Below are 22794 nucleotides of genomic sequence, written 5' to 3'. Positions count from 1 at the left end.
CATTTCGAAATGTTCAGTATGCCGGCTCCAAGCCGAAGCTTCGGGAGATTCAACCCAAGAAGAAACGGCTTCGCCGTCCTTTTAGGGATGGTATTGCAAAAAAAAGCGCCTCTCTCACGGCTAACGTGAAAGAGGCGCTTCCTCTACTAAACGGCTATACTGTTAATCCATACAATACCATATTTTTACGAACAGTCAATCCCCTTTGATAAAAGGCAGCTTGCCGCCGGAACCATTGGCGATTACTTCCCGGCAAGGGCCATGCTGGCCAAAGCGATTGAACCGGCCAACCCGGCATTATCGCCAAGCTGCGGAGGGACAATATAGCTGTCGATATCAGCAGTCAGCGAAGCATGCTGTACATAGCCCTTAAGCAGTTCCTGCAGCTTCGTGCGGATCATCGGGAAGAGGTGGCTCTGCTTCATGACGCCGCCGCCCATGACAATTTTCTGCGGAGACAGAATCAGAACATAGCTCATCAGAGCGTGAGCCAGATAATGAGCCTCTATCTCCCATGCCAGATCATCCGGTGCAAGCTCAACCGCCGGACGGCCCCACCGGCTTCCGATGGCAGGACCTGCGGCGAGTCCTTCTAAGCAATCTCCGTGAAAAGGGCAGGCTCCCGCGAAGGTATCTTGCTCATGGCGGCGGACATAGATATGCCCCATTTCCGGATGGGACAGGCCATGAATCAGCGTGCCGCCCACAACGGCTCCGGCTCCGATTCCCGTTCCCACGGTTATGTACAGACAGCTGTCCAAGCCCTGTGCCGCGCCCCATTTATACTCGCCAAGAGCCGCGCCGTTGACATCGGTATCAAAGCCGATAGGCACATCTATTTTTTCACGGACCGCACCTACCAGATTATACTGGCTCCAAAAAGGCTTCGGCGTTGTCGTAACATAACCGTATGTCGGACTTCCAATCACCGGATCAATCGGCCCGAACGAGCCTATGCCGATCGCTTCAACATTTTTACCTTCAAAATATTGGAATACTTGCGCCATCGTCTCTTCCGGATGGGTCGTAGGAAAGCTCACTCGGTCGATAATGCTTCCGTCCTCATGCCCGATTCCACATACAAACTTCGTTCCTCCCGCTTCAATCGCACCCAATAATTTCACTTGCACGTTTCCCCCTTTATTAATGCATACGCTTTCAGTACCTAAACAATATCCGCTCCCTATTATACTTTGTCCGCCGAATGAATGACAAGCGAATAGCATGGATAATAGGCAGCCAGCGGCCTGCCAATCCCAGCCAGCTAATAGCTCTCTTGTTCTCTATTCTATCATTACGCTCTTGATGGCGAAGGATTAGGCTGGCCCAAGACCGGCTCAAACTTCCCGCTGATACGCCATACCTGGGCACCTAGTGCACATGGATGGAATATACTGGGTGCAAAACCGGTTCAGAGAGGACTTATTTATGAATCCACAAATTCCATATTACGGGTCAGAGGTGCAGTGTAAGCAGGTGCCCCTCGCGTTCCCGCCGCAGCAGCAATACAGACAGCCGGGTCTCGAATTTTTGATGGTGCCAAGGCCCGTTTACGATAATCCGAACTACAAAGGCAGCGGCAAGCTCCAGGGTAAAGCGGCGCTGATCAGCGGAGGAGACAGCGGCATCGGCCGTGCAGTCGCGGTAGCTTTCGCCAAAGAGGGCGCGGATGTGGCAATCGCTTATCTCTGCGAGCATCAGGACGCTGTGGAGACGAGGGAGGCTGTAATGCAGCTGGGTCGCCGCTGTCTGCTGATTCCCGGGGATTTAAGGCGGAAGGAAGCCTGCCAGAGAGCCGTGAGCCTGACGCTTGAGTGCTATGGACGGCTTGATATTCTGGTTAACAATTTGGGTGTCCAGTTTGTCCGGGAAAATTACTTGGATATTACAGATGAGCAGCTTCGCATGACTTTCGATACGATGCGGGCATATGATGAATTGTGGAACCGCATCAACATGTCAGCAGGTCTCCACTGACGAAATGATCAGGACGGTGTCCCGCGTGTCCGTCCATAATAAAAAGACTGTTCCTAAGACGCTTGCGCCCTCTAAGAACAGTCTTCTTTGCTCATGAATCCGATTATGCAAACGGATCGGCCTTAATAGAGCTCGCTCCGGATCGGCGGTCCTGCCAGTCCGGAAGCTCAATCTCCACAATTCCGTCTTCCCGCTCTTCTTCCTTCGCCGCTGATATCAAGTACATCAGGCTTCCGAATTCCAGCTCCTTGAACTTACGGGATGCCGATTCCCGCCGAACTTCCCATAGACACTCGGCCAGGGTACAGGCCAGCGGGACATCGCAGCGGATCTCCGCCAGCTCCCGGGACAAGTGAAGCATATCAAGATCGGCTTCAATCTTGGCCCGCACTCCCTTGGGAAGCAGGTGCAGATTCTCTATTACGCCCTCCACCGTCCGGTATTCGGCCAGCAGCTTAAGCGCCGTCTTCTCGCCGATTCCCCGGACGCCGGGATAATTGTCGCTCGTATCACCCATAAATCCTTTCAGGTCAATGACCTGGGAAGGGGTTAGCCCTTTCTCCTCCAGCAGAGTTGCCGGATCGTACACTTTATAGTTCGACCGGCCTTTTTTCATGATAATGACACTGACCTGGTCGTTAACCAATTGAAGCATATCGTGATCTCCGGTCAAAATGCGTACCTCTGACTCCTCGCTGAAGCAGGAAGCAAGTGTGCCGATGCAGTCGTCCGCCTCGTAGCCCGGAATGCCCACGTTCGGTACGCCGAGTTCCGCGACTACCTCTTTAACCAGATCGAACTGCGGAATCAGATCCAGCGGAGGCTCCGCGCGGTTTGATTTGTAGCTGTCGAATTTTTCGGTACGGAACGTGCTCTTGCCCATATCCCAGCAGCATACGACATGGGAAGGCTCAAAGGTAGCGACGGCGTCGAAGAAATACTGCAAAAAGCCGTAGACCGCATTGGTCGGCAAACCGGTGCTCGTCTTACGAATATAGCCTCCGTAGGCGGTGGCGTAGTAGGCCCGGAACAGCAGCGCCATGCCATCCACAATCATCACGCGGCCTCTGGCTTCTGTATTCATGCGTGTTTACCTCCATTTTTAAGAACTTTCATGATAAGAACTTACTCGGTTCCCCAGATCGGGCGGAAATCCTCTTCCTTGAATCCTACAGTAACCTTGTTTCCCAATACTACAATGGGGCGCTTGATCAGCATCCCGTTCCCGGCCAGCAGCTCCAGCTGCTCGCGCTCGCTGAGGTTCGGCAGCTTCTCCTTCAGATTTTCCCGCTTGTAGACTTCACCGCTCGTATTGAAGAACTTCTTAAGCGGAAGTCCGCTTGCAGCGACCAGTTCACTTAATTCATCAACCCCCGGAGTCTGTTCTACGATATTGCGAAGCTCCAGGTCATGTCCCTGCTCTTTCAGCCATTTCAACGCATTCCGGCAGGTTCCGCACTTCGGATAGTGATATACGATCAATTGACTCATGAATCGATTCTCCTTAGATCAAGTCTGATTATTTGGGATATACTTCGTCTCTTGCGGCTTCCTGAGCTGCGCTTCCAGTTCTTCCATATCCGGAGGAAGCGGCGCTTCAAACGTCATCTCGCGGCGGAGGATCGGATGGGCGAAGGTCAGCCGCGCCGCGTGCAGCGCTTGGCGGCCGATCGCGGCATCCAGCGCCGATACACTCGCAAACTCTGCAGCAGCGGCCTGCCCTGCCGCATCGTATAATGGATGCCGGTACATCCGGTCTCCAATCAGCGGCGAGCCGATGAAGGTCATATGCACGCGGATCTGATGCGTGCGGCCGGTAAGCAGCTTCAGCTCGACCTTTGAGGCGGAAGGATACCGTTCCTTCACCTCGTACCGGGTCAGCGACGGATAACCTTCCGGCGTTACGATCCGACGATGCGGCTCAAGCGGATCACGGTCGATCGGACCGTCGATGTCACCGCGCTCCGGCGCGGGCACGCCGTGAACGAGCGCGATATAACGCTTGTCCACAGCACCGTTTAGCATCTGCTCTGAAATATGCTGATGGCTGTACGGATTTTTCGCGATAGCGAGCACGCCGGACGTTTCCTGATCCAGCCGGTGGACGGGCCGGAAGCGGTAGCGCTCTTTTTTGTGCGCCCAATAATGCACGACTCCGTTAGCCAGCGTACCGGTATAATGGCCATGGGTGGGATGAACGATCATCCCTGCCGGCTTATTGACTACGAGCAGATGCTCGTCTTCATAAAGGATATCGAACGGAATCGGCTGCGGCAAAATATCCTCCGAAGTCTCCGTCTCCATCCGAATCTCTACGAGATCGCCGGCCTGGACATGCACACTAATATAGACTCGTTCCCCGTTCAGGGTAATTCCGCGTTCGGTCAGTTTTAGGCGGGACAGCAGCTTGCGCGACACGTCCATCCGCTTTTGCAGAATGGTTTTGAGCAGCATGCCCTCTTCTTCAGCAGGAACAGTGTAGGCGATGGGCGGATAGTACGTTGTCATCTTAAGTCCCGGAACACCTTGGCGCCGCGGATATATTCCACATCGGCCACCCCCAGCCGCGTATTGACCGTGCGCGCGAGTGCGAAGAAATAATCCGAAAGCCTGTTCAAGTAAGCCACCGTCTCCCCGTTGATATCCGTGCTGCGTCCAAGCGTGACGGTCCGGCGTTCAGCGCGGCGGCACACGGTCCGGCAGACATGCAATACAGAGGCAAGACCGCTGCCTCCCGGCAAAATAAACCGCTCAATCGGCGGATTCTCCGCCTGTAAAGAATCGATCCACCGCTCCAGCCGTTCCGCCATCTCGCCTGTTACCTTGTATTTTCCTTCGTCCTGCTTTACATAAGCCAGATCGGAGCCGCAATCGAACAGCTCATGCTGAATCTCCAGCAGTTGCTCCCGCACATCGGCAAATTGTTCGCCATCCATCATACTGCGCGCCTGCCCGACAAAGCCGTTCAGCTCATCAATCGTACCGTAGGCTTCGATCCGGAGATCATCCTTGAAGACCCGGCCGCCGATGACCGAGGTCTCGCCCCTGTCGCCCGTTCGCGTATATATCGCCACTTTTGCATCCCTCCGTTATTTCATCATTGCATTTATAACTTGGACGCTCCGCTCCACATTTCCGGCGGATGCCGGTATCGTAACGAACAGGTCCTCCGGCGTGTACCCGGCGTCCTTGAACAGCTTCAGGTTCGAGACAGGGATGCCGTATAAATGCGTCTCCTGCTTCAGCTCTGTCTGTTCATCCCCGGATTTGTGCTCCACGCCTCCCTCAAACACTCCTTCAGCGTAATCACTCTTGTTAAAGTAGGCATCGAGCGGTACATTGGAGCCCTGTTTCCCGTAATCCAGCATGTCCTGCTTGGGCAAAATAATAAGATCATTCATTGCCCCTGCATATTCCAGCAGCAATTTCTGATTATTGTAGATGGGCGATACATTAAACTCCACCTTCAGGTCCTGTCCCAAACTCGCTTCCAGCTTCTCTTTTAGCTGTTCGGCCATGCCATCCGGCGCCCCATTCTGGCCCATCAAAAAGACTGTTACCGTGTTCGCGTCTTTCCCGCCGCAGCCCGAAAGCAGCGTGACCAGCGCAATCAGCGCCGCCAGCACGGTGTAACCTCGCATCTTCCGTCCTCCACTCAACCCATCGTCCCTCCTGGCTTCTAACATTTCATGTATTACTACTTTACCATATTCGCTTCGGCTTGTAAGGGTCGCGTGTTCCTTCATGCGCTCAAGTCCATGATACTGCGGCTAAACAAAAAGAGGGTCCAAAGGACCCTCGCTGCCGACTCCCGTTATTTATTGCGGGAATGTCTCTTCATATACTCGTTAATCTTCAAATCCAGCTTGCTGCTAATCTCCACTACGTTATCCGAGGTGAGTGACTTCTCCTGCATAAACAACTGCTCCATTCGTTTCCGGAGTAGGTGGATCTCCTCTTCGAGGGAGAGGCTGCACGAGACAGCATCATCTCTGGCAGAAGTTTTTCCGCTTTCCGGGAAACGCTTCGCGCCAAACCACATATAGTAATCGGAACAAAGCACCATCATCCCCCCAAAAAGTTATATGGAGCGCAGCTTCACTAATATTTCCGCCCTGGCAATATCGCTCCTAAAGTATATCCAAAATAACATTTATTGAGCTTAACTCTCAGAATAAGCTGTAAATCAAGGCTAAAATTATTGAAGCCTGCACCCGATTTTCGAAGCTCAAAATTATATTAATAAACTGTATTGAGAGTAATATTATACCATATGACAAAAATATTAGCTATCGTTTTCATTAATGTTTTCATTAATATTTTCATTCAATAACAATATTTTCAAACTTTTTTCAATTAATCAGGCCTTATTTTCTCTTTCATTCTTCAAAAGCGCCACCAACGCGCCGATCCGTTCGAGCGCTTCGTTCAATTGGCTTACGGAAGTGGCATAGGAGCAGCGCAAATAGCCTTCGCCGCCAAGTCCGAACACGCTTCCCGGCACGGCCGCCACCCTGAATTCACGGAGCAGGCGCTTTGCGAATTCATCCGAAGTCAGCCCGGTTCCGGCGATGCTCGGAAATGCATAGAACGCACCCTGCGGCTCATGGCATTCCAGTCCGGCCTCACGCAAGCCCTTGACGATTAGTCTGCGGCGCTGGTTATAGGAATCGACCATTCGGTCTTTTTCCTCCATGCCATTCGTCAACGCCTCAAGCGCCGCTACCTGGCCCATGGAAGGCGCGCACATGACAGTGTACTGGTGAATTTTGAGCATGGCCGAGATCAACTCGGGATGCCCGCAGGCATAGCCCATCCGCCAGCCCGTCATCGCGAATGCCTTGGAAAAGCCGCTGACGAGAATCGTGCGGTCCATCATTCCGGGCAGGGAGACGAAGCTGACATGATTGCTGCCGTAGGTCAGCTCAGCGTAAATTTCGTCGGAAATGACGATCAGATCGTGCTTCTCAACCACCTTGGCGATGGGTTCCCAGTCTTCCCGGCTCATGATCGCTCCCGTCGGATTGCTCGGGTAGCACAGAATCAGAATTTTGGACCGCGGTGTAATTTTTGCTTCCAGCCCTTCAGCCGTCAGCTTGAACCGGTCCTTGCCGAACGTCTCAATGCCGACGGGAATACCGCCGCCTATCGAGGTAATCGGAGAGTACGAAATATAGCAAGGCTCAGGGATCAAAATTTCGTCTCCCGGCGATATCAGCGCGCGAAGCGCCAGATCGATCGCTTCACTGCCGCCGACAGTCGTGATAATCTGGTTCGCAGGATCGTAGTCCAAGTTAAAGCGGGTATGAAGATAATTTGCAATCCCCTCGCGCAGCTCCGGCATTCCCGCGTTGGAGGTATATCCGGTGAATCCCCGTTCCAGTGAATAGACGCAGGCTTCCCTGACATGCCACGGCGTCTTGAAATCCGGCTCGCCCACCCCTAAAGAGATGATATCCTTGCTCCCTGCGGCCATATCGAAAAATCTGCGGATGCCCGAAGGCTGAATCTGCTGAACCAGCGGAGACAGATAGGAAGACATCGATTTGCTCTGTTCTCCGGACAGCTGGGTTTTATTCGTAATCATATATTCTCATCTCTTCCTTTACGGGGAGATCATCAGACGGTTGTCTTCTTCGTGATCTTCGAAAATAATCCCGTCCTGTTTATATTTTTTAAGGGTGAAATTCGTCTTGGTCGACAGTACGGAGTCAATGGGAGACAGCTTCTCGGAGACGAAGTTCGCGACCTCGCGCAAGTTGCGGCCCTCCACTTCCACCAGCAGGTCATAGGCGCCGGACATCAGATAGACCGACTTCACCTGGGGATAAAGGTAAATTCGTTCGGCGATGCCCTCAAATCCTCGTCCGCGCTCAGGGGTAATCTGCACCTCAATCAGAGCCGTAACCCGCTCGTCGTCCACTTTATCCCAATTGACCACGGTCGCGTATTTAACGATAACATGATCCTTCTCCATCTGCTCGATCGCAGTCTTCACTTCTTCTTCTTCCGCTCCAAGCAGCGTCGCCAAAAGCTCCGGGGTTCTTCTGGCATCCTCTTTGAGCAGTTCCAGCACTTTTCTCTTCAGCTCATTCACTTGTTCCATGACTTCCCTCCGGGATCTTCGCCGGAATGCGCCGCTGCTGCGTGGCGCTCCGGCGAAAGAATTGGTTTCATAAAGAGTTTAATATTAATATGACATGAAAAGGTCATATCTGCAAACAAAAATAACCCCGCCAATCAGCGGGGAGTAATGGGTTTATTCGAATATGGGCCGAACGGGAAGCCTCTTATCTCTCACATAGCAAAAACGCATCGTTCTTTCGCTGAAAGCCGCACAGAACAAACGCTTTCTACGGCAACACAGACAGGCGTGCAGCCGCTGCAACGCTTCAAACTGTATGGGCAGAGTTACATATAGTAAGGGTTATGCACGTTAGCTTGATGCTGCGATACATTTGGCGCTTGGGCATATGCGCCTTGGCCGCTCATTTTTTGCTGAATGAACTGCTGCGATTTTTGCTGAGTCTGATGCGCATTCTGAATTTCTTTATCCAGCTCCTGGCGCAGCGCCTTGGAAGGAGCCTGGTACATATTCATCTGCGACATCTGCGTGAACAGCTCGCCATGAAGGCGGAGCGTATCCATGGTCAGATCACTGAAGGTGCGGCGAACGGTCGGACATGCGGATTCAGTCGTGGCTGTCGTATATTCTCCGACCGTCCGTTTCAAATCTGCCAGGATGATATTCAGCAAATCCTCGTCCTGCATAAATGCATTTCCAGTTTGTGAGTACACGTCATTTGACCTCCTAAAAGTATTGTGATAATCGGCCTTGGAAGCATGCGCTTAATTTGTGCGGAGCAGTTCCTTTATTGCGGCTGGTTGGGTGCGTACTGCTGATGCTGCTGAAGCAGTTGAATCAGCGCCCCCAGATGTTGGCTGTGGTTATGGATTTGCTGCTCACAAATTTGGCGGACCGTTTGATTTTGCGTAGTTCCGGCAGTGGCCGCATACTGCTTGATCAGCAGGTCTTCATTGGAAATGGAGTCGGAAATATACTCCAGTTCTTTACTGCTCAAAGGTTGCATTTGTGTGGATTGCATTGTGTGTTCATTCCTTTCCTGGAATAGTTCAACCACACTTAGTATGCCGCTTCGCCTGCAGTTTATGTGCTAAATTTCGCAAGAGGTTCCCGAACCTTGGGTATTGATGCTTCCCTCTATGTTTGTCATAATGGAGCAAACGGTTATCCAAACGGAAGGAGAGATTACCCTACAATGTGGAAAGAGTTCAAAAGCTTTGCGCTGAAAGGAAATGTGCTTGATCTCGCTTTCGCCGTTGTGATCGGGGCTGCCTTTGGCAAAATCGTGTCTTCACTGGTGAACGACATTATCATGCCGGTGATCGGACTCTTGATCGGCGGCATTGATCTGAAAAGTCTGGAATATCCATACCGCGATACGGTGCTAAAATACGGCGTTTTCCTCCAAAGCGTGCTCGACTTTTTTATCATCGCCTTTTCGCTGTTTCTGCTCGTCAAGCTGGCCGGGAAGTTTAAACGGAAACGGGAGGAAGCGGATAAAGCCGAGCCCGCTCCGACGCGTGAGGAGCTGCTGCTGACCGAAATCCGCGATCTTCTGAAGGACAGATAGGCACTTTACTCTGTGAAAAGTTAAATGAAAATCAAACAGCCGTCTCTCCTGCCGCATTGCCCAGGGAGACGGCTGTTCGTTCATGCTGATGAATCGGGTATGGCACAGGCCGGCTTCCGTCATGAACGTTCCGGCAAAGATTCCCTGCGCAGCATCCGGTGCAGAAACAGCCAGCTTCCAAGCGGCGCGGCTCCAAGCCCCAGCATTAGCAGAGTAACGGTGCGGGGTGCGGCGCTGACCGACAGAATACCGATAAAAACAAACGTTCCCGCCAGCCGCCCGGTCATCAGGCATAGCTCACGCAGCACAACCAGTTCGACACGCTTGCCGGCGCTCTCCTCGCTTTCCCCCATCAGATCAAAGCTGGTGGAAACCATCGGCAGCATGTACAGCGGGATGAACAGAGATGTCCCGATCCCCATAACGAGCAGCATGCCGTAGCTTACCGCCCATAGCATAGGTAATATCACCGCCACGAGCAGGAGCGCTCCGCAGAGCATACCGGCCGACCGGAATTTGGGCCTCAGCCATTTGCCTGCTGCCCAGTAGCTGACGAGCGACACCGCAGAGGTAATCAGCGTGAACTGCCCCAGCTTGCTCTCCTCCTTCGCCGCTATGTATACCAGGAGGCCAATCAGAAAGGAAAATACACCTTCGCGGAGGCCTTGAAAAAATAGCGCAGCCGCCGTCACGCGCCAATCTCCGTCTCCGGAACGGAGGCGGTGCCAAGGCTCCAGCCATTCGTAGCTGCCGGAGGTTTTGCGTTTTTTCAGAAAAAAGCTCAGCACCGCCGCCGTAGCGTAAACACAAAGCGAAATAATAAAAACAATCCGGTAGCCCCGGTTTCCATGCAGCGCAGAGATCAGCCAACCGGACAGCCACGGCCCGACGATGCCGGTCAGCGAACCAAGAAGCCCGACCCAACCGTTAAATGCATCGCGGTTCTCGCGTTCCGTAATTTCAAAATAAACGATGTTGAAGGCCAGCCAGAACAGGCCGGAAGCAATGCCAAGCACAATGCCAAGCGGCCAGACGTACTGGGTCACCTTGCTCTCCAGCCACAGCACCAGAAGATAAAAAAGGCCCGAAACGGCGATGCCAAGCCGCAGGGCGTTCATTTTATTATGTTCCTTCACCCACTTGCCGCCCAGCCAAAAGCTGAGACCCAGAGCCAGCTGCTGGGCTACAGTAAACCAGCCGATCATGGCGTAATCCTGACGGTTTTTCCATAAGTAGACATTCAGAAAAGTTCCCGCGAGCGCGCCCGAAAGCACGAATAACCCGTTAACCGCCAGCAGCAGCGCCGCCTGTCCCCGCAGCGAGACCTTCATGGTATTCCTCCTTAACCTTTGAGACATGCACCTGTTTAACATGCCCCAAACCGGAGGATCTTAGCGGAGGAACTTATTTATTTGCGAAGGCCCCCGATATTGCGCACCCACTGCTCCCGGTCCTCTTCGGCCAGGCTGTACTGAATCTGGAAACATGAGGGGCAGACATACATATTTAGGGAGAACGGAGCATTTAACAGCGGTACGCCAAGAAAAGCCGGCGCGGCGGATTTGAAATCACTCACCCCTACCGTACCGGCAAGCAGCATATATTCATGACACTGCGGACATTCCGGCACTTCAGCCTGCTCGTCAAGAACGGCGGCTACGGTGCTGTCATAACGCTCCAGATCATAAGTGTCCCGGTAAGCATCGAGTGTGTTGAATACAGGAACAACTCCGTCCGGCTCGTCTTCTCCCCATAGATCGCCGCCATGTTCATGCTCATGCTCGTCATCGTCTTCCAATTCGTCATTCAGGTCTTCCCTGCTGATATTTACCGTACGGTAAGCGCTGAGATCGTTGCCGCAATGCGGGCAGGCTTCCTCCGGTCCGAGTTCTTCGTCCCATACAATTTCCGTATGGCACCAAGGGCAGATGGTTGTATCCATTTTTCCAGTCTCCTTCGTCAATTCATCATTAGATAGATAATTCCGGCTGCCATAAACAAGACCGCCGCAACAAACAGCACACGAACCAGAATTTTCATTCGGCTTCAGCGTCTCCTTTTGCGCCGTTCGATTTTCTTCGCTACAGAATAGAAGCCCCGATCACATAGGACAATGACACGGAAATGAGCATTGCCGTCAGTCCGACCGCCCGGTTATCCGCCGCAATCTCCTTGTCGATCGAAAAGACGGGCGTCAGAAATTCAAACATAAAGTAAGCAATCAGCAGCAAAACAAAACCGATCACGGACCATTTCATGGTTTCGTAAATCGAAGCCTCCGCCTGAATACTGAAGCGCAGCACGTTGCAGATGCCGAATATTTTGCCGCCCGTCGCCATTGAAGCCGCCACATTGCCTCTGCGGATTTCATCCCAGCAGTTGTATTTGGTCACCATTTCGAATATGGAAAGAAAGACAACCAGCTCCAAAATGGCAACCGCAAAGTAGCCGAGCAGGCCTCCCAGCGGATGGCTCAGCCAAGCATCGATTACATGTTCCATAGGTTTTCTCCTTCTTTCCGCGGGGAAAGCCCGTCATTTCAGCTCCGCAACCGTAACGCCCGCGCCGCCCTCGTTGTAGTTGCCGAGACGGTAACTCTTGACATGCTTATGCTTGCGCAAATATTCCTGAATTCCCGAGCGCAGGACACCGGTTCCTTTGCCGTGGATAATAAAAATCTGGCCAAGATTGCCAAGAAACGCTTCATCAATAAAACGGTCCGTCTCCATCAGCGCCTCTTCTAGATTCGCTCCCCGCAAATCCAGCTCGCTGCGGATATTCTCGTCCCGTGTGCGCTTGACTGTGGTGGCCTGGCGCAGCGGCTGCGGCGCAGCCGGCTTAGCGGCCGATAGCAGCTCCAGATCGTCCAGCCGCACCTTCATTTTCATGATGCCGAGCTGCACGACGGCTTCCTTGGTTCCGCTCAGCTCGACGACATGGCCCTTCTGATTCAGGCTGTGTACAGCCACTTCATCACCGGGCCCGATTTGCCGGGCCTGCTTGTTCTTCGCCCCTCGTGCGGGCTCCTTCTTGCGGGGCGAAGGCTCCGCTTCATCGAGCCGCCGCCGGGCTTCGATCAGCTTATGCTCCTTGACTGACGCCCCTTCCTCCAGAGCCAGACGCCGCAGATCGCTGATAATCTGCTCAGCTTCCTTGCGAGCCTTGTCGACAATCGCGGCAGCATCCTTCTCCGCCTTCTCAAGCCACCTGTCGCGCTGGCTCTCCAGCTTCTCCAGTTCCTGGCGCTGCTTGCCGCGCAGTTCCTCCGCCTCGCGCCGGAGATTCTCCGCCCGCTCGCGCTCGTTCTCCGCGCCGAGACGGTTCTCTTCCAGCGAAGCGATCATATGCTCAACGCGCAGATCCTCTTCCTTCACCTCGCCGCGCGCATGCTCCAGAACGGCGGCCGGCAGTCCCAGCCGCTCGGCGATCGCGAAGGCATTGCTTCGGCCCGGAACACCGACCAGCAGGCGGTATGTCGGCCGCAGACTCTGTACATCGAATTCCATGCTGGCATTGATAACACCCTTGCGTTCATAGGCATAAGCCTTAAGTTCGCTGTAGTGCGTCGTTGCCACCATCCGGCATCCCGTCCGGTGGATATGCTCCAGGATGGCGATTGCAAGCGCCGAGCCTTCTGCCGGGTCCGTTCCCGCTCCGACTTCGTCGAGCAGGACCAGGCTTTTGGGAGTCATACGCTTCAGAATGGAGATAATATTGGTCATATGGCTGGAGAATGTGCTCAGGCTCTGCTCGATGCTCTGCTCATCTCCGATGTCGGCATAAATGGCGTCGAATACGCACATTTGGCTGCCTTCCTCGGCCGGAATGAAGAGACCGGACATCGACATCAGGCTAAGCAGCCCGATTGTCTTCAGCGTAACGGTCTTCCCCCCCGTATTTGGGCCTGTCACGATAATGGAGCTGTACTGGTTGCCGAGCTCCACATCCAGGGGAACAACGGACTCCGCGGAAATCAGCGGGTGTCTTCCCTTGCGAATTTTCAGATAGCCGCGGTCATTCATCCGCGGACGGGCAGCTTTCATTTCCCGCGCCAGGCGGGCCTTAGCGAATATAAAATCAAGCTGGCCGAGAATATCGACGTCATACGCCGTCTCCTCGGCAATTTCACCAACAAGCGCGGTCAGCTTCCGCAGGATGATCTCAATTTCCCGCTCTTCGCGCAGCCGCGTCTCCCGGAGCTTGTTGTTCATCGCTACAATCGATTCGGGCTCGATGAACAGCGTTGCTCCCGAACCGGACTGGTCGTGAACGATTCCTCCGAAGTGGGAGCGGTATTCCGCCTTCACCGGAATGACGAACCGGTCGCCGCGGATGGTGATTAGCTGATCCTGAAGCATCTTCGAGACCGAAGAGGAACGGATCATCGAATCCAGCTTCTCGCGGATTCTCGTCTCGCCGTTCCTAAGCTCCCTGCGGACCTGGGACAGCTCGGCGCTAGCCGTATCGAGCACCTCCGCGTTCTCGTCGATGGCAGAGCGGATAGCGTCCTCAACGGGCTTCTGCTCCGATACCAGATCGCTCAGGTCGAAGAGCATCTGGATCGGTTCTTCTTCATGCATAGCGGCCAGAAAGCGCTTGACCCGGCGTCCGCCGCCAATGGTATTTCCCACGGCCAGCAGCTCGTGCGGGCCGAGCATTCCGCCGATGGAGGCCCGCTTCAGCGAAGATTTGATGTCGGTTATCCCGCCGAAGGACGGCACGCCTTTTAGACGATCAACCGTAGCCGCCTCGTCCGTCGCCTGCAGCAGCAGCTTGACACCTTCGAAATCGCCGGAGGGCTTTAGGTTCTCGGCCATCATCAGTCCCATCGGAGTTTGTATATATTGCATCAATTTATTTATAATCTTTTGATACTCAAGCGTATGCAAAATCTTGTCGTCCAATTACGGTCACAGCTCCCTTCATATAGAAATCATTATACCGAATGTGGCTCATTTTCGCTATTTGGGTACGTTTTACCAACATAACGGAGAATGTTTCTGTGTACAATAACCCTTGCACGTATCCTTAAGGCTAAAAGCAAAGGAGGCTTGTACAGTGAGATTTTTGGGTCATGTTGTCCGCTTTATCGTGTCCGCGATTGTCCTTCTTGTGGTTGGCTGGATTGTTCCGAACTTCAGCATCGGCGGCTTCTGGAGCGCCCTTATGCTTGCTCTGGTGATCGCACTGCTGGGCTGGATCGCCGAAGGCATTTTCGGTCGCAAAACAACACCGTTCGGGCGCGGTATCGTAGGGTTTCTGGTAAGCGCACTGGTCATCTGGCTGGCACAGTTCATTGTAGCGGGCGTTAGCGTATCTATTATTGGCGCTCTTCTCGCGGCTCTGGTCATCGGGATTATTGACTTGTTCCTGCCTGTCTCTACCCCGTTTGAAGCCGGTAAATAACCGGACTTTCGAAGCCCAAAAAAAGCCGTTCCCGACACGATGAGTGAAAGGGCGGCTTCTTTTGCGGATCAGACCAGCATGAGCTGTTTATCCTCGGAGGTCATGACCTGGTTTTTACCGCTGTGTTTGGCCAAGTATAAGGCTTCGTCTGTTTTACGGAACAACTGTTCCTTTCCGTTGCCAGTGCAGTAGCGGCATAAGCCGATGCTGACGGTAATCCGTCTTCCTCCCGCATAAGGATGATCCATTCCGGCTATGTCGGACCGGAGCTCTTCGGCCAGCGCATACGCTTCCTCCGGATCTTTATCCGTAAAAATAATCGCGAACTCCTCTCCTCCATACCTTGCGGCAAAATCGTTCGGGCCGATCATTCCGCCGATTTTTCCCGCGACCTCCTTCAGCACAATGTCTCCAATCCAATGGCCGTATGTATCGTTCACCTGCTTAAAATTGTCAATATCAAATAGGGCAAGCTGCAGCCGCAGCCCGTTCGTCTCGCACTGCTCCAGCAGCGAATCCAAATATTCGTGAAAGGTCTTGTGGTTATAAAGTCCGGTTAGCGCATCGATCTTCAAAAGCTTGTCGGCTATCGCCCGTTCAACCAGCAGACCCTGCTCCGATTGGGTCACCTGCTCCAGATATTCGCTCGTTTCATGCGCACGCACGATAACTCCATGCGCCAAGACCACAAATACGATAAAAATGCATTCCATCATCAAAAACTCAGACAGCGGTTTATTCAGCAGTCCCCGTTCAAGCATGAAATAAATGCCGGCGTAATCGAAGATACTGAGCAGTCCGAGAACGTAAAGCATTCTGCGGTCAAAGTAAACAAGCGAAGTCATTGCCGGCATCATCAGCGCCATCTGCGCGCCGTCAACATAGGGCACGCTAACAAAATACAGCAGGCAAGACATAACGAACCCGCAGCCGACCACCATTTGCTTTTGAAATCTGAAGTCGGAGCGCAGCCAGATCTCGGCTAAAATTACGCTCAGCAAAATAATCAGATAGCAGAAGAATAATAAATATCCAATCTGTGATGAAATGGTGCGATAAGGTTCCGGATTATAGCCGCTCAGCGCACAGTAAGCCTGCCCGATAAGAGCAATGGCGGCCAATGTCCAGTATACATTCAACATTCTTCGGTGCCAGACTTCGGTATTCAGTAAAACAGCAGCTCCACTAATGAGAATCCCCTACTTTTAACCTATGTATTTTAAACACTCCGCCATCTGTAAAGCGGGAAATTTCAGATGACTGAAATTCCCTTTTATAATAGCACATACGTTCGGTTTTGAACACATCGCATCCCCTCCCCCTCCTAATGAGGTGGAAGTCTTCTAGCTAATGATGATAAAATATTGCCGTAGTATATTGATTTTCATTATAATAAATTTGAAAGGCTTTTGCATCCTTTAACTTAAGGAGGACAAAATGAAGAACACGCCTTTGTCTTTGTTATCCATCGCCTTATTGCTCGTTCTGGCCGCTTGCGGCGGGAATTCGGGGAACGGCGGAAATGCCGCAGATAGCGGGAAAGAGAGTGCGGTTAGCTCGGCAGCGGCGGAGGAGGAAGTTGTCATCAAAGCTACCAATTTCAGTTTCGACAAAAAAGAATACCATTTGAAAAAAGGGGTTCCCGTCCAAATTGTATTTAAGAACGAGAGCGGCAATCATGGTATACTGGTCCCCGAGCTTAATCTTCAATTGGACGAAAACAACAACTCCCAAGTCATTATCCCTGAACAAACAGGCACATTCCGAATGACCTGCGCTGTATTTTGCGGTGCCGGCCACAGTCAAATGAGCGCCGACATCATCGTTGAATGATATTCACATAATTACCCGGTTAAAAGGGCAGCCTCCGGATTTCTCCGCGAGTCTGCCCTTTTATCATGCGCCGCCATTCAACTATCCTGTTCGATAAGTTGAATCCATTCATTATATTCATTTTGCAGCTTGGCATATTCCGCCTGCAGCTTCTGATGCTCCTGCGTAACGCGTTCCAGCTCGCTATGCCGCAGTTCGAATTCGGCTTGGAGCAGCCGGAGTTGACCCTGGACCAGCTCGTAGCTTTCTCCAACCTCGCCAAGCTTCTGGAGAGCGTCACTACGCTCCTGGCTGAGCGAATCGCGCACCCGCTCGCCCTCTTCGGCCTCCTGCTGCCACAGGTCGATCTCCTCGCGCAGCTTCGTTTCCGTCTCCGCCCACCGCTGCTGCGCCTGTTTCAGCTCTTCATAGCTCGCTTTCCATGATTCGCCGTAATTCTGCGCTTCGCTCAATTGCTCGCGCTGCAGTTCTGCGGCAGCCGCAGCCTCTCTGCCCGCTTCGGACAATTCTTCCAGGCGATGCGAGGTCTGTTCGGCTTCTTCTTCGAGCAGACGGCAGCGCTCCTGCTGCCGTTCTCCCTCCTGCAGCACTTCATCGTACTGCACAATCAATTCCTCATACCGTTCCCGCAAGCTGACATGAGCAGTCTCCAGCTCCGTTTCTTTAACCTTCAGCGCTTCTCCGGCGCTTTCAGCCTCCTGCCGGAGAGCCCGCTCCCGTTTCAGTGACGCCGACAGCCCTTCGGTTTCGCCTCGAAGTCCGTGAAGCTCTCCTTTCACGGCTTCGAGCTTCTCCTCGGCTTCCAACAAGCTGATCTCCAGTTCGGCGATTTCCTCCTGGCGCTTGCCTGCCGCCGCCTTCCACTCAGCATGCTCTGCCGTTATCCGTGCAAGCTCATCCCGGGTACGGGCAAGGTCTTCGGAAGTCTCGCCATAAGACTTCCGAAGCTCTTCCGCCTGGCTCTTCGACAGTTCATAGACTTGACGCAGCTCGGCCAGCTCCTGCTGGAGCAGATCGCCGAGACTTGCAGCAGCCTGCAGCTCACCTTCTAGCTGCTGTTCACGCAGAAGGGCCTCATTATGCTGATTTTGCAGAGCGGACCGGGCTTCCCGTTCCGTCTTCAGACCCGCCTCCTCGGCGCGCAGCTTCGCCTGCAGCTGGCTGATTGTGCCGCGCTGTTCGCCAATCTGCTTCTCGAACTCCTGCGTGCTCTGCTTATGCCGATGCTCCTGGTTCCCTAAGGTCTGCCGGAGATCCTTGTTCTTCGCCAGTTCACGCTGCAGCAGTTCCCGTTCCCCGCTCAGTTCCTTATTCAGCGCCGAAACGGCCTCCTCCCGCTCACGGGTCATCATGCTTTTCGTTTCCGAGAGTTCTCTGCTTAGCGCAGCTTTCGTCTCCGCAAGCTCCTGTGCCAGCCGCGCTTTAACTTCTGTCAGCTCCGCCATGTGTGAAGCCCGAAGTTCATCAAGCTCCAGACGGTGCGCCGCCGTCAATTCATCCACCTGCTTCAGGCGAAGCGCTTCAGCTTGTCCAAGCTCCCGCAGATTGCTGTCCCGGCTCTCCGCCAGATCGCGTTCATGTCTTTCTCGCAGATCCTGCTGCTCCAGTTCCCGCCGCTTCAGTTCTTCCTCAAGTCCCTGCCGAACCGCCGCGGCCGTCTCCTCCGCCTTCTGCAGCAGTTCTTCATGCATCCTGCGCTCCAGCTCTTCGGCCTCCTGATGCCGTTTGCGCTCCTCCTCAGCCTCGGTAAATAGCCTGCTCGATTCCTGCCGGGCCTCGGAAACCACCCTTTCCAGCTCTTCCTGATGCTGCCGCTGCGCTTCCAGCAGCCGGGCGACTTCGGTGCGCAGCGAGCTGCGTTCTCCGGTCAGCACATTCAATTCATTCTTGAGATCCTGCGCCTGTATTGCCTGTTCTGCCATATGCACAGCGGCAAGCACCGCTATGCGCGGCGTGTCCAGCCGATTATGGGATTTGGAAATCGTACGCATATGCTCGTCCACATATTGGGCGACCTGCTTCATATATTCAATGCTGCTTCCAACCAGTCTATAGGAAGTACCATAAATCTCCACGGCGACACGGGTCCGGTCCATTGCCACAGTTGTGCCCTCCTTTATGTGTATGCGGATTCTAAGCTGTTTCTCTGTTCTATTGTAACTTTACCCACTATCGTTTGGCAAAAAAGCGCTCTTGTCTTACCTTCCACCTGAGGCTACATTTTCTCAAGAAAGAAAAACCGCAGCGATTCCAGGTTTCTAAATGGATTCGCTGCGGCTTTACAAATTCCTGCTATTTTCTTAAGTTCGCGCCAAAACTTTGCTGAAGCGCGGCCAGAACCTTGTCGTGAACCTCTGAGACTTCCTCGTCGGTCAGCGTATGCTCCGTATGGCGGTACAGCAGCGAGATGGCGATACTCTTCTTGCCGCTCTCCAGCTTGCCGCCGGTATATACGTCAAATACCTGCGCCAATTGCAGCAGGCTTCCTCCCTGCTCACGAATGGCATCCAGCAGCCGGCTCGCCGGAACTTCCGAATCCACGACGAGCGCAATATCCCGTTCCATGCCAGGGTAACGGGGAAGCTCGCTGTATTGCAGCGATGTCCGCGCCGCTTCATAGAGCGGCGACAGCAAAATCTCAGCCGCATACGTATCCTCCAGATCCTGCTTGCGCTGCAAGTCGGGATGAATCTGTCCCAGGGTACCCAGCTTCACCCGTTCTCCCTCTACGTTCAGATACAGGGAGGCCGAGCGGCCGGGATGATAGCCATGCGGAGAGTCGCCTTCAAAAACAACGTCGTTCTCCAGTCCGAGGTATGCGAATACGGATTCCAGCGCTCCCTTCAGATCGAAGAAGTCGACAGGCTCGGCAGCGATATTCCACTGCTTCGCCGCACGGCTGCCCGTCAGCAGCAGGCCCAGCGTCTGAAACTCGCGCGGCTCACGGGTCAGCTGTTCCTCATCGGTCACGAACACGGTACCGATTTCGAACAGCGCCAGATCGCTCTGCCGGCGGTTCATGTTGTACTGAGCGATATCCAGCAGCTGCGGCAGGAGACTTGTCCGCAGCACGCTGCGGTCCTCGCTCATTGGCATGGCCAGCTTGACCGCAAGCCCCCCCTCTGTCAGTGCAGGGAACAGCGCAGTCTGCTCAGGCTGAATGAAGGAATACCCGAGCACCTCCTGATAGCCGCCGTCCGCCAGCAGTCGGCGCAGCGCGCGGCGAAGCGCCTGCGGTCCGGTCAATCCTCCTGGTGTAGTCGGACCTTCAATCGCCGTAGTCGGAATGTTGTCATAACCGTACAGGCGGGCGATCTCTTCAAAGAGATCCACGTCCCAGCTGATATCACCGCGTCTGGTAGGCACGCTAACCTCGATCATTCCCTGCTCCGCATCCCCGCAGGAAAAATGCAGCCGCGCAAATAGCGTCTTCACTTCCAGCAGCGAAAGGTCCGTGCCGAGTCGCCGGTTCAGCTTATCGAGCGACAGCTTAATTACTCTTTCCTGCACTTCGTCGGTCCCGGCTTGAATAATTCCTTCATGCACAGAGCCGCCGGCATAGGTGCTAAGAAGCGCAGCCGCGCGGTTCAGCGCGGGAATGACGGAGCGCGGGTCCACTTCCTTCTCGAACCGCAGCGAAGCTTCCGAGCGGAGACCGAGCTGGCGGGACGTCTTGCGGATCGTTCCGCCGTCGAATCTGGCCGACTCCAGCACAATATTCACCGTCTGATCGGTTACTTCCGAATTTAGACCGCCCATCACTCCGGCGAGCGCCACCGCTTTTGCGGCGTCCGCAATCACCAGCATGTGCGGCTCCAGCTTGCGCTCCTGGCCGTCCAGCGTGGTCAGGAGCTCGCCTTCACGGGCAAGGCGGACGCCGAGTGTGCCGCCCTCCAGCCGGTCGGCATCGAATGCATGCAGCGGCTGTCCATACTCCAGCATGACGTAGTTGGTGATGTCCACAATATTGTTAATTGGACGCACACCCGCCGCCATGAGACGGTTCTGCATCCACAGCGGAGAAGAAGCGGGCTTCACGCCGGCAATATAGCGGACCGCGTAATGCTTGCAGTGCTCTTCGTTCTCAATACTGACGGATATGGCGTCCGATGCGGGAACGGCAACTTCAATAATATCCCGACCGGGGTTCGGCAGCGACAACTCGCGTCCCAGAATGGCGCTGGTCTCGTAAGCCGCGCCAATCATGCTCAGACAGTCAGACCGGTTCGGAGTCAGATCAAATTCCAGAATTTCGTCGTTCAGGCCGAGCACCTTCGTAATGTCTTGCCCGATTTCCGTATCTTTAGGCAGCACCAGGATGCCTTCCTGGAGCTCTTTCGGCAGCAGCTTGTCATTCAGCCCCAACTCTTTGGCGGAGCAGATCATGCCCTGGGACACAACACCACGCAGCTTCGCCTTCTTGATCTCAAGACCCGGAAGCTTCGCGCCGACAAGCGCCACGGGAACCTTTTGGCCGGCGGCCACGTTCTTCGCGCCGCAGACGATCTGCAGGTCCTCTTCCTGACCAGCGTCGACAATGCACACATTCAGCTTGTCGGCATCCGGATGCTTTTCCTTGGATTTGACAAATCCGGTGACGATTCCGGACAGCCCTTTATTGCGGCGCTCAACGCCGTCGATTTCAATGCCCGCGTCCGTAATTTTATCCGCCAGTTCCTCGGCGGTCACGCCCTCCAGCGTTATATAATCAGCCAGCCAGCCGGTTGATACTTTCATGTCCGCTCACTTCCTTATTCAATGTTGATTTCCGCACGGCGAAGCCGTTTCTCTTACGATATGAAGAATTTCCATCCTTTCGGGGTCCCCGCAAAGTACCTGATTATACTTCGAAGTCAAGCTTCACTTTGTGGGGGGGGCTACACGCCTCTGAACTGTTTGACAAAGCCCATATCGTTGATGTAGAAATTACGGATGTCATCAATACCGTATTTCAGCAACGCGATTCGCTCCGCGCCCATGCCAAAGGCGAATCCGCTGTATTTTTCAGGGTCGTAACCGCCCATTTCCAGAACCTTCGGATGCACCATGCCGGCGCCCAGAATTTCCAGCCAGCCCGATTGCTTACATAATCTGCAGCCATGTCCGCCGCATTTGAAGCAGCTTACGTCGACCTCCACACTTGGTTCGGTGAAAGGGAAGAAGCTCGGACGAAGCCGAATGCCCGTGTTCGGTCCGAACATTTCCTTAACGAACTGCTGAAGCGTACCCTTCAAGTCGCTCATGCGGATATTCGGCCCGATGACCAGTCCTTCAATTTGATGGAACTGGAAAGAGTGGGTTGCGTCGTCGTCATCACGCCGGAATACTTTGCCCGGGCAGATGATTTTGACCGGAACCTCGCCGCCCATCGACTGCATGGTGCGGACCTGTACCGGAGACGTCTGGGTGCGCATCAGCAGCTCCTCTGTCAAATAGAAAGAATCCTGCATATCGCGGGCCGGATGATTCTTGGGCAGATTCAGCGCCTCGAAATTGAAATAATCCGTCTCCACCTCGGGGCCTTCAGCCACACGGTAGCCCATGCCAATGAAGATATCCTCAATTTCCTGAATCACTCTGTTCAGCGGATGAATGCCGCCCTGAGGCAGACGGCGTCCCGGCAGCGTAACGTCCACCTTCTCCGCCTGCAGGCGCTTCAGCGTTTCCTGCTCTTGAAAAGCTTCCTGCTTCGAGCCGATAATCTCCTCGATCGCGCTTCTCACCGCATTCGCCACCTGTCCGATGACCGGACGCTCCTCCGCGCTGAGTGAACCCATGCCGCGCAGGACCTCCGTAAGCTCGCCTTTTTTACCGAGATATTTTACCCGCAGGTCATTCAGCGTCTGAGCGTCCTGCACCTCCTGCAGCTTCGCCAACGCTTCAACCTTCAATGCTTCCAACTTTTCCTTCATAGCCTTTAAGC

Annotated in this window: 22 protein-coding genes and 1 pseudogene; 4 read left to right on the top strand and 19 right to left on the bottom strand. The window is 53.9% G+C overall.

Going from position 1 to position 22794, the window contains the following annotated elements; genetic code table 11:
* Positions 1-242 precede the first annotated feature (242 nt).
* Positions 243-1124: an ROK family protein gene (locus PDUR_RS08950; RefSeq protein ID WP_042205964.1), complete on the bottom strand. Its 882-nt coding sequence runs from the start codon at positions 1122-1124 to the stop codon at positions 243-245.
* A 304-nt stretch (positions 1125-1428) separates the two neighbouring features.
* Here PDUR_RS08950 and PDUR_RS08945 point away from each other — a divergent pair.
* Positions 1429-1920: pseudogene (locus tag PDUR_RS08945) on the top strand (SDR family NAD(P)-dependent oxidoreductase); the annotation flags it as partial.
* Positions 1921-2080: 160 nt separating this feature from the next.
* Here PDUR_RS08945 and PDUR_RS08940 read toward each other — a convergent pair.
* The 10 genes from PDUR_RS08940 to PDUR_RS08895 form a co-directional block, all read right to left on the bottom strand.
* On the bottom strand, positions 2081-3061 hold the full coding sequence (locus tag PDUR_RS08940) for a 5'-3' exonuclease (RefSeq protein WP_081949446.1): 981 nt from the start codon (positions 3059-3061) through the stop codon (positions 2081-2083).
* A 41-nt stretch (positions 3062-3102) separates the two neighbouring features.
* A complete protein-coding gene (locus PDUR_RS08935) occupies positions 3103-3468 on the bottom strand; it encodes an arsenate reductase family protein (protein ID WP_042205963.1) in 366 nt (121 codons plus the stop codon).
* Positions 3469-3486: 18 nt separating this feature from the next.
* Entirely contained in the window at positions 3487-4485 is a 999-nt protein-coding gene (locus PDUR_RS08930; RefSeq protein WP_042205962.1) for an RluA family pseudouridine synthase, read from the bottom strand.
* Positions 4482-5051, bottom strand: a complete 570-nt coding sequence (locus PDUR_RS08925; protein WP_042205961.1) for a cob(I)yrinic acid a,c-diamide adenosyltransferase — start codon at positions 5049-5051, stop codon at positions 4482-4484. Before PDUR_RS08925 ends, PDUR_RS08930 begins: the two co-directional genes overlap by 4 nt.
* 15 nt (positions 5052-5066) lie before the next feature.
* The gene (locus PDUR_RS08920) at positions 5067-5636 is read right to left on the bottom strand and encodes a hypothetical protein (protein ID WP_156130390.1); all 570 of its coding nucleotides are present in this window, start codon (positions 5634-5636) and stop codon (positions 5067-5069) included.
* Positions 5637-5791: 155 nt separating this feature from the next.
* Positions 5792-6046 carry an aspartyl-phosphate phosphatase Spo0E family protein gene (locus PDUR_RS08915; RefSeq protein WP_081949445.1) on the bottom strand — a complete coding sequence of 85 codons (255 nt, stop codon included), beginning with the start codon at positions 6044-6046 and terminating at the stop codon, positions 5792-5794.
* 291 nt (positions 6047-6337) lie between these two features.
* Positions 6338-7564, bottom strand: coding sequence for an aminotransferase class I/II-fold pyridoxal phosphate-dependent enzyme (locus PDUR_RS08910; protein ID WP_042205959.1), 1227 nt, complete (start codon positions 7562-7564; stop codon positions 6338-6340).
* 18 nt (positions 7565-7582) lie between these two features.
* Positions 7583-8083, bottom strand: a complete 501-nt coding sequence (locus PDUR_RS08905) for an Lrp/AsnC family transcriptional regulator (RefSeq protein WP_025691884.1) — start codon at positions 8081-8083, stop codon at positions 7583-7585.
* Between the two features lie 305 nt (positions 8084-8388).
* Positions 8389-8775 carry a spore coat protein gene (locus PDUR_RS08900; protein ID WP_042205958.1) on the bottom strand — a complete coding sequence of 129 codons (387 nt, stop codon included), beginning with the start codon at positions 8773-8775 and terminating at the stop codon, positions 8389-8391.
* A 74-nt stretch (positions 8776-8849) separates the two neighbouring features.
* The gene (locus PDUR_RS08895; protein WP_042205957.1) at positions 8850-9083 is read right to left on the bottom strand and encodes a hypothetical protein; all 234 of its coding nucleotides are present in this window, start codon (positions 9081-9083) and stop codon (positions 8850-8852) included.
* 174 nt (positions 9084-9257) lie between these two features.
* On the opposite strand from PDUR_RS08895, the gene mscL reads away from it, so the two are divergent.
* A complete protein-coding gene (mscL, locus tag PDUR_RS08890) occupies positions 9258-9632 on the top strand; it encodes a large-conductance mechanosensitive channel protein MscL (RefSeq protein WP_042205956.1) in 375 nt (124 codons plus the stop codon).
* A gap of 119 nt (positions 9633-9751) precedes the next feature.
* Here the strand turns inward: mscL and PDUR_RS08885 are convergent, their stop codons facing one another.
* From PDUR_RS08885 to PDUR_RS08870, 4 genes are all read right to left on the bottom strand, one after another.
* On the bottom strand, positions 9752-10963 hold the full coding sequence (locus tag PDUR_RS08885; protein WP_042205955.1) for an MFS transporter: 1212 nt from the start codon (positions 10961-10963) through the stop codon (positions 9752-9754).
* A gap of 77 nt (positions 10964-11040) precedes the next feature.
* Positions 11041-11574 (bottom strand): hypothetical protein, encoded by a 534-nt coding sequence (locus tag PDUR_RS08880; protein WP_042205954.1) that lies wholly within the window; start codon positions 11572-11574, stop codon positions 11041-11043.
* A gap of 139 nt (positions 11575-11713) precedes the next feature.
* Positions 11714-12133: a DUF350 domain-containing protein gene (locus PDUR_RS08875; protein ID WP_042205953.1), complete on the bottom strand. Its 420-nt coding sequence runs from the start codon at positions 12131-12133 to the stop codon at positions 11714-11716.
* A 33-nt stretch (positions 12134-12166) separates the two neighbouring features.
* Complete coding sequence (locus PDUR_RS08870; protein WP_042205952.1) at positions 12167-14536, bottom strand: endonuclease MutS2; 2370 nt, start codon at positions 14534-14536, stop codon at positions 12167-12169.
* A 154-nt stretch (positions 14537-14690) separates the two neighbouring features.
* Here PDUR_RS08870 and PDUR_RS08865 point away from each other — a divergent pair, with 154 nt between their 5' ends.
* On the top strand, positions 14691-15038 hold the full coding sequence (locus tag PDUR_RS08865; RefSeq protein ID WP_042205951.1) for a phage holin family protein: 348 nt from the start codon (positions 14691-14693) through the stop codon (positions 15036-15038).
* Positions 15039-15106: 68 nt separating this feature from the next.
* Here the strand turns inward: PDUR_RS08865 and PDUR_RS27225 are convergent, their stop codons facing one another.
* Positions 15107-16180: a GGDEF domain-containing protein gene (locus tag PDUR_RS27225; protein ID WP_052410134.1), complete on the bottom strand. Its 1074-nt coding sequence runs from the start codon at positions 16178-16180 to the stop codon at positions 15107-15109.
* Between the two features lie 295 nt (positions 16181-16475).
* Between PDUR_RS27225 and PDUR_RS08855 the strand changes: the two genes are divergently transcribed.
* Positions 16476-16871 (top strand): cupredoxin domain-containing protein, encoded by a 396-nt coding sequence (locus tag PDUR_RS08855; protein ID WP_042205950.1) that lies wholly within the window; start codon positions 16476-16478, stop codon positions 16869-16871.
* 77 nt (positions 16872-16948) lie between these two features.
* On the opposite strand, the gene zapA is transcribed toward PDUR_RS08855, so the two are convergent.
* From zapA to pheS, 3 genes are all read right to left on the bottom strand, one after another.
* Entirely contained in the window at positions 16949-18967 is a 2019-nt protein-coding gene (gene zapA, locus PDUR_RS08850; RefSeq protein WP_233277553.1) for a cell division protein ZapA, read from the bottom strand.
* 196 nt (positions 18968-19163) lie between these two features.
* Entirely contained in the window at positions 19164-21608 is a 2445-nt protein-coding gene (pheT, locus tag PDUR_RS08845) for a phenylalanine--tRNA ligase subunit beta (RefSeq protein WP_042205948.1), read from the bottom strand.
* Between the two features lie 140 nt (positions 21609-21748).
* Positions 21749-22783, bottom strand: coding sequence for a phenylalanine--tRNA ligase subunit alpha (gene pheS, locus PDUR_RS08840; protein ID WP_042205947.1), 1035 nt, complete (start codon positions 22781-22783; stop codon positions 21749-21751).
* Positions 22784-22794: the final 11 nt, after the last annotated feature.

The sequence above is a fragment of the Paenibacillus durus genome, assembly GCF_000756615.1.
Taxonomy (GTDB): domain Bacteria; phylum Bacillota; class Bacilli; order Paenibacillales; family Paenibacillaceae; genus Paenibacillus_AQ; species Paenibacillus_AQ durus.
This window is presented reverse-complemented; position numbering and strand designations above follow the sequence as displayed.

Coding starts and splice junctions, on each gene's coding strand:
- PDUR_RS08940 (WP_081949446.1), bottom strand. CDS start 3,061: ATGAATACAGAAGCCAGAGGCCGCGTGATGATTGTGGATGGCATGGCG.
- PDUR_RS08935 (WP_042205963.1), bottom strand. CDS start 3,468: ATGAGTCAATTGATCGTATATCACTATCCGAAGTGCGGAACCTGCCGG.
- PDUR_RS08930 (WP_042205962.1), bottom strand. CDS start 4,485: ATGACAACGTACTATCCGCCCATCGCCTACACTGTTCCTGCTGAAGAA.
- PDUR_RS08915 (WP_081949445.1), bottom strand. CDS start 6,046: ATGATGGTGCTTTGTTCCGATTACTATATGTGGTTTGGCGCGAAGCGT.
- PDUR_RS08910 (WP_042205959.1), bottom strand. CDS start 7,564: ATGATTACGAATAAAACCCAGCTGTCCGGAGAACAGAGCAAATCGATG.
- PDUR_RS08905 (WP_025691884.1), bottom strand. CDS start 8,083: ATGGAACAAGTGAATGAGCTGAAGAGAAAAGTGCTGGAACTGCTCAAA.
- PDUR_RS08895 (WP_042205957.1), bottom strand. CDS start 9,083: ATGCAATCCACACAAATGCAACCTTTGAGCAGTAAAGAACTGGAGTAT.
- mscL (WP_042205956.1), top strand. CDS start 9,258: ATGTGGAAAGAGTTCAAAAGCTTTGCGCTGAAAGGAAATGTGCTTGAT.
- PDUR_RS08885 (WP_042205955.1), bottom strand. CDS start 10,963: ATGAAGGTCTCGCTGCGGGGACAGGCGGCGCTGCTGCTGGCGGTTAAC.
- PDUR_RS08880 (WP_042205954.1), bottom strand. CDS start 11,574: ATGGATACAACCATCTGCCCTTGGTGCCATACGGAAATTGTATGGGAC.
- PDUR_RS08875 (WP_042205953.1), bottom strand. CDS start 12,133: ATGGAACATGTAATCGATGCTTGGCTGAGCCATCCGCTGGGAGGCCTG.
- PDUR_RS27225 (WP_052410134.1), bottom strand. CDS start 16,180: ATGTTGAATGTATACTGGACATTGGCCGCCATTGCTCTTATCGGGCAG.
- PDUR_RS08855 (WP_042205950.1), top strand. CDS start 16,476: ATGAAGAACACGCCTTTGTCTTTGTTATCCATCGCCTTATTGCTCGTT.
- zapA (WP_233277553.1), bottom strand. CDS start 18,967: ATGGACCGGACCCGTGTCGCCGTGGAGATTTATGGTACTTCCTATAGA.
- pheT (WP_042205948.1), bottom strand. CDS start 21,608: ATGAAAGTATCAACCGGCTGGCTGGCTGATTATATAACGCTGGAGGGC.
- pheS (WP_042205947.1), bottom strand. CDS start 22,783: ATGAAGGAAAAGTTGGAAGCATTGAAGGTTGAAGCGTTGGCGAAGCTG.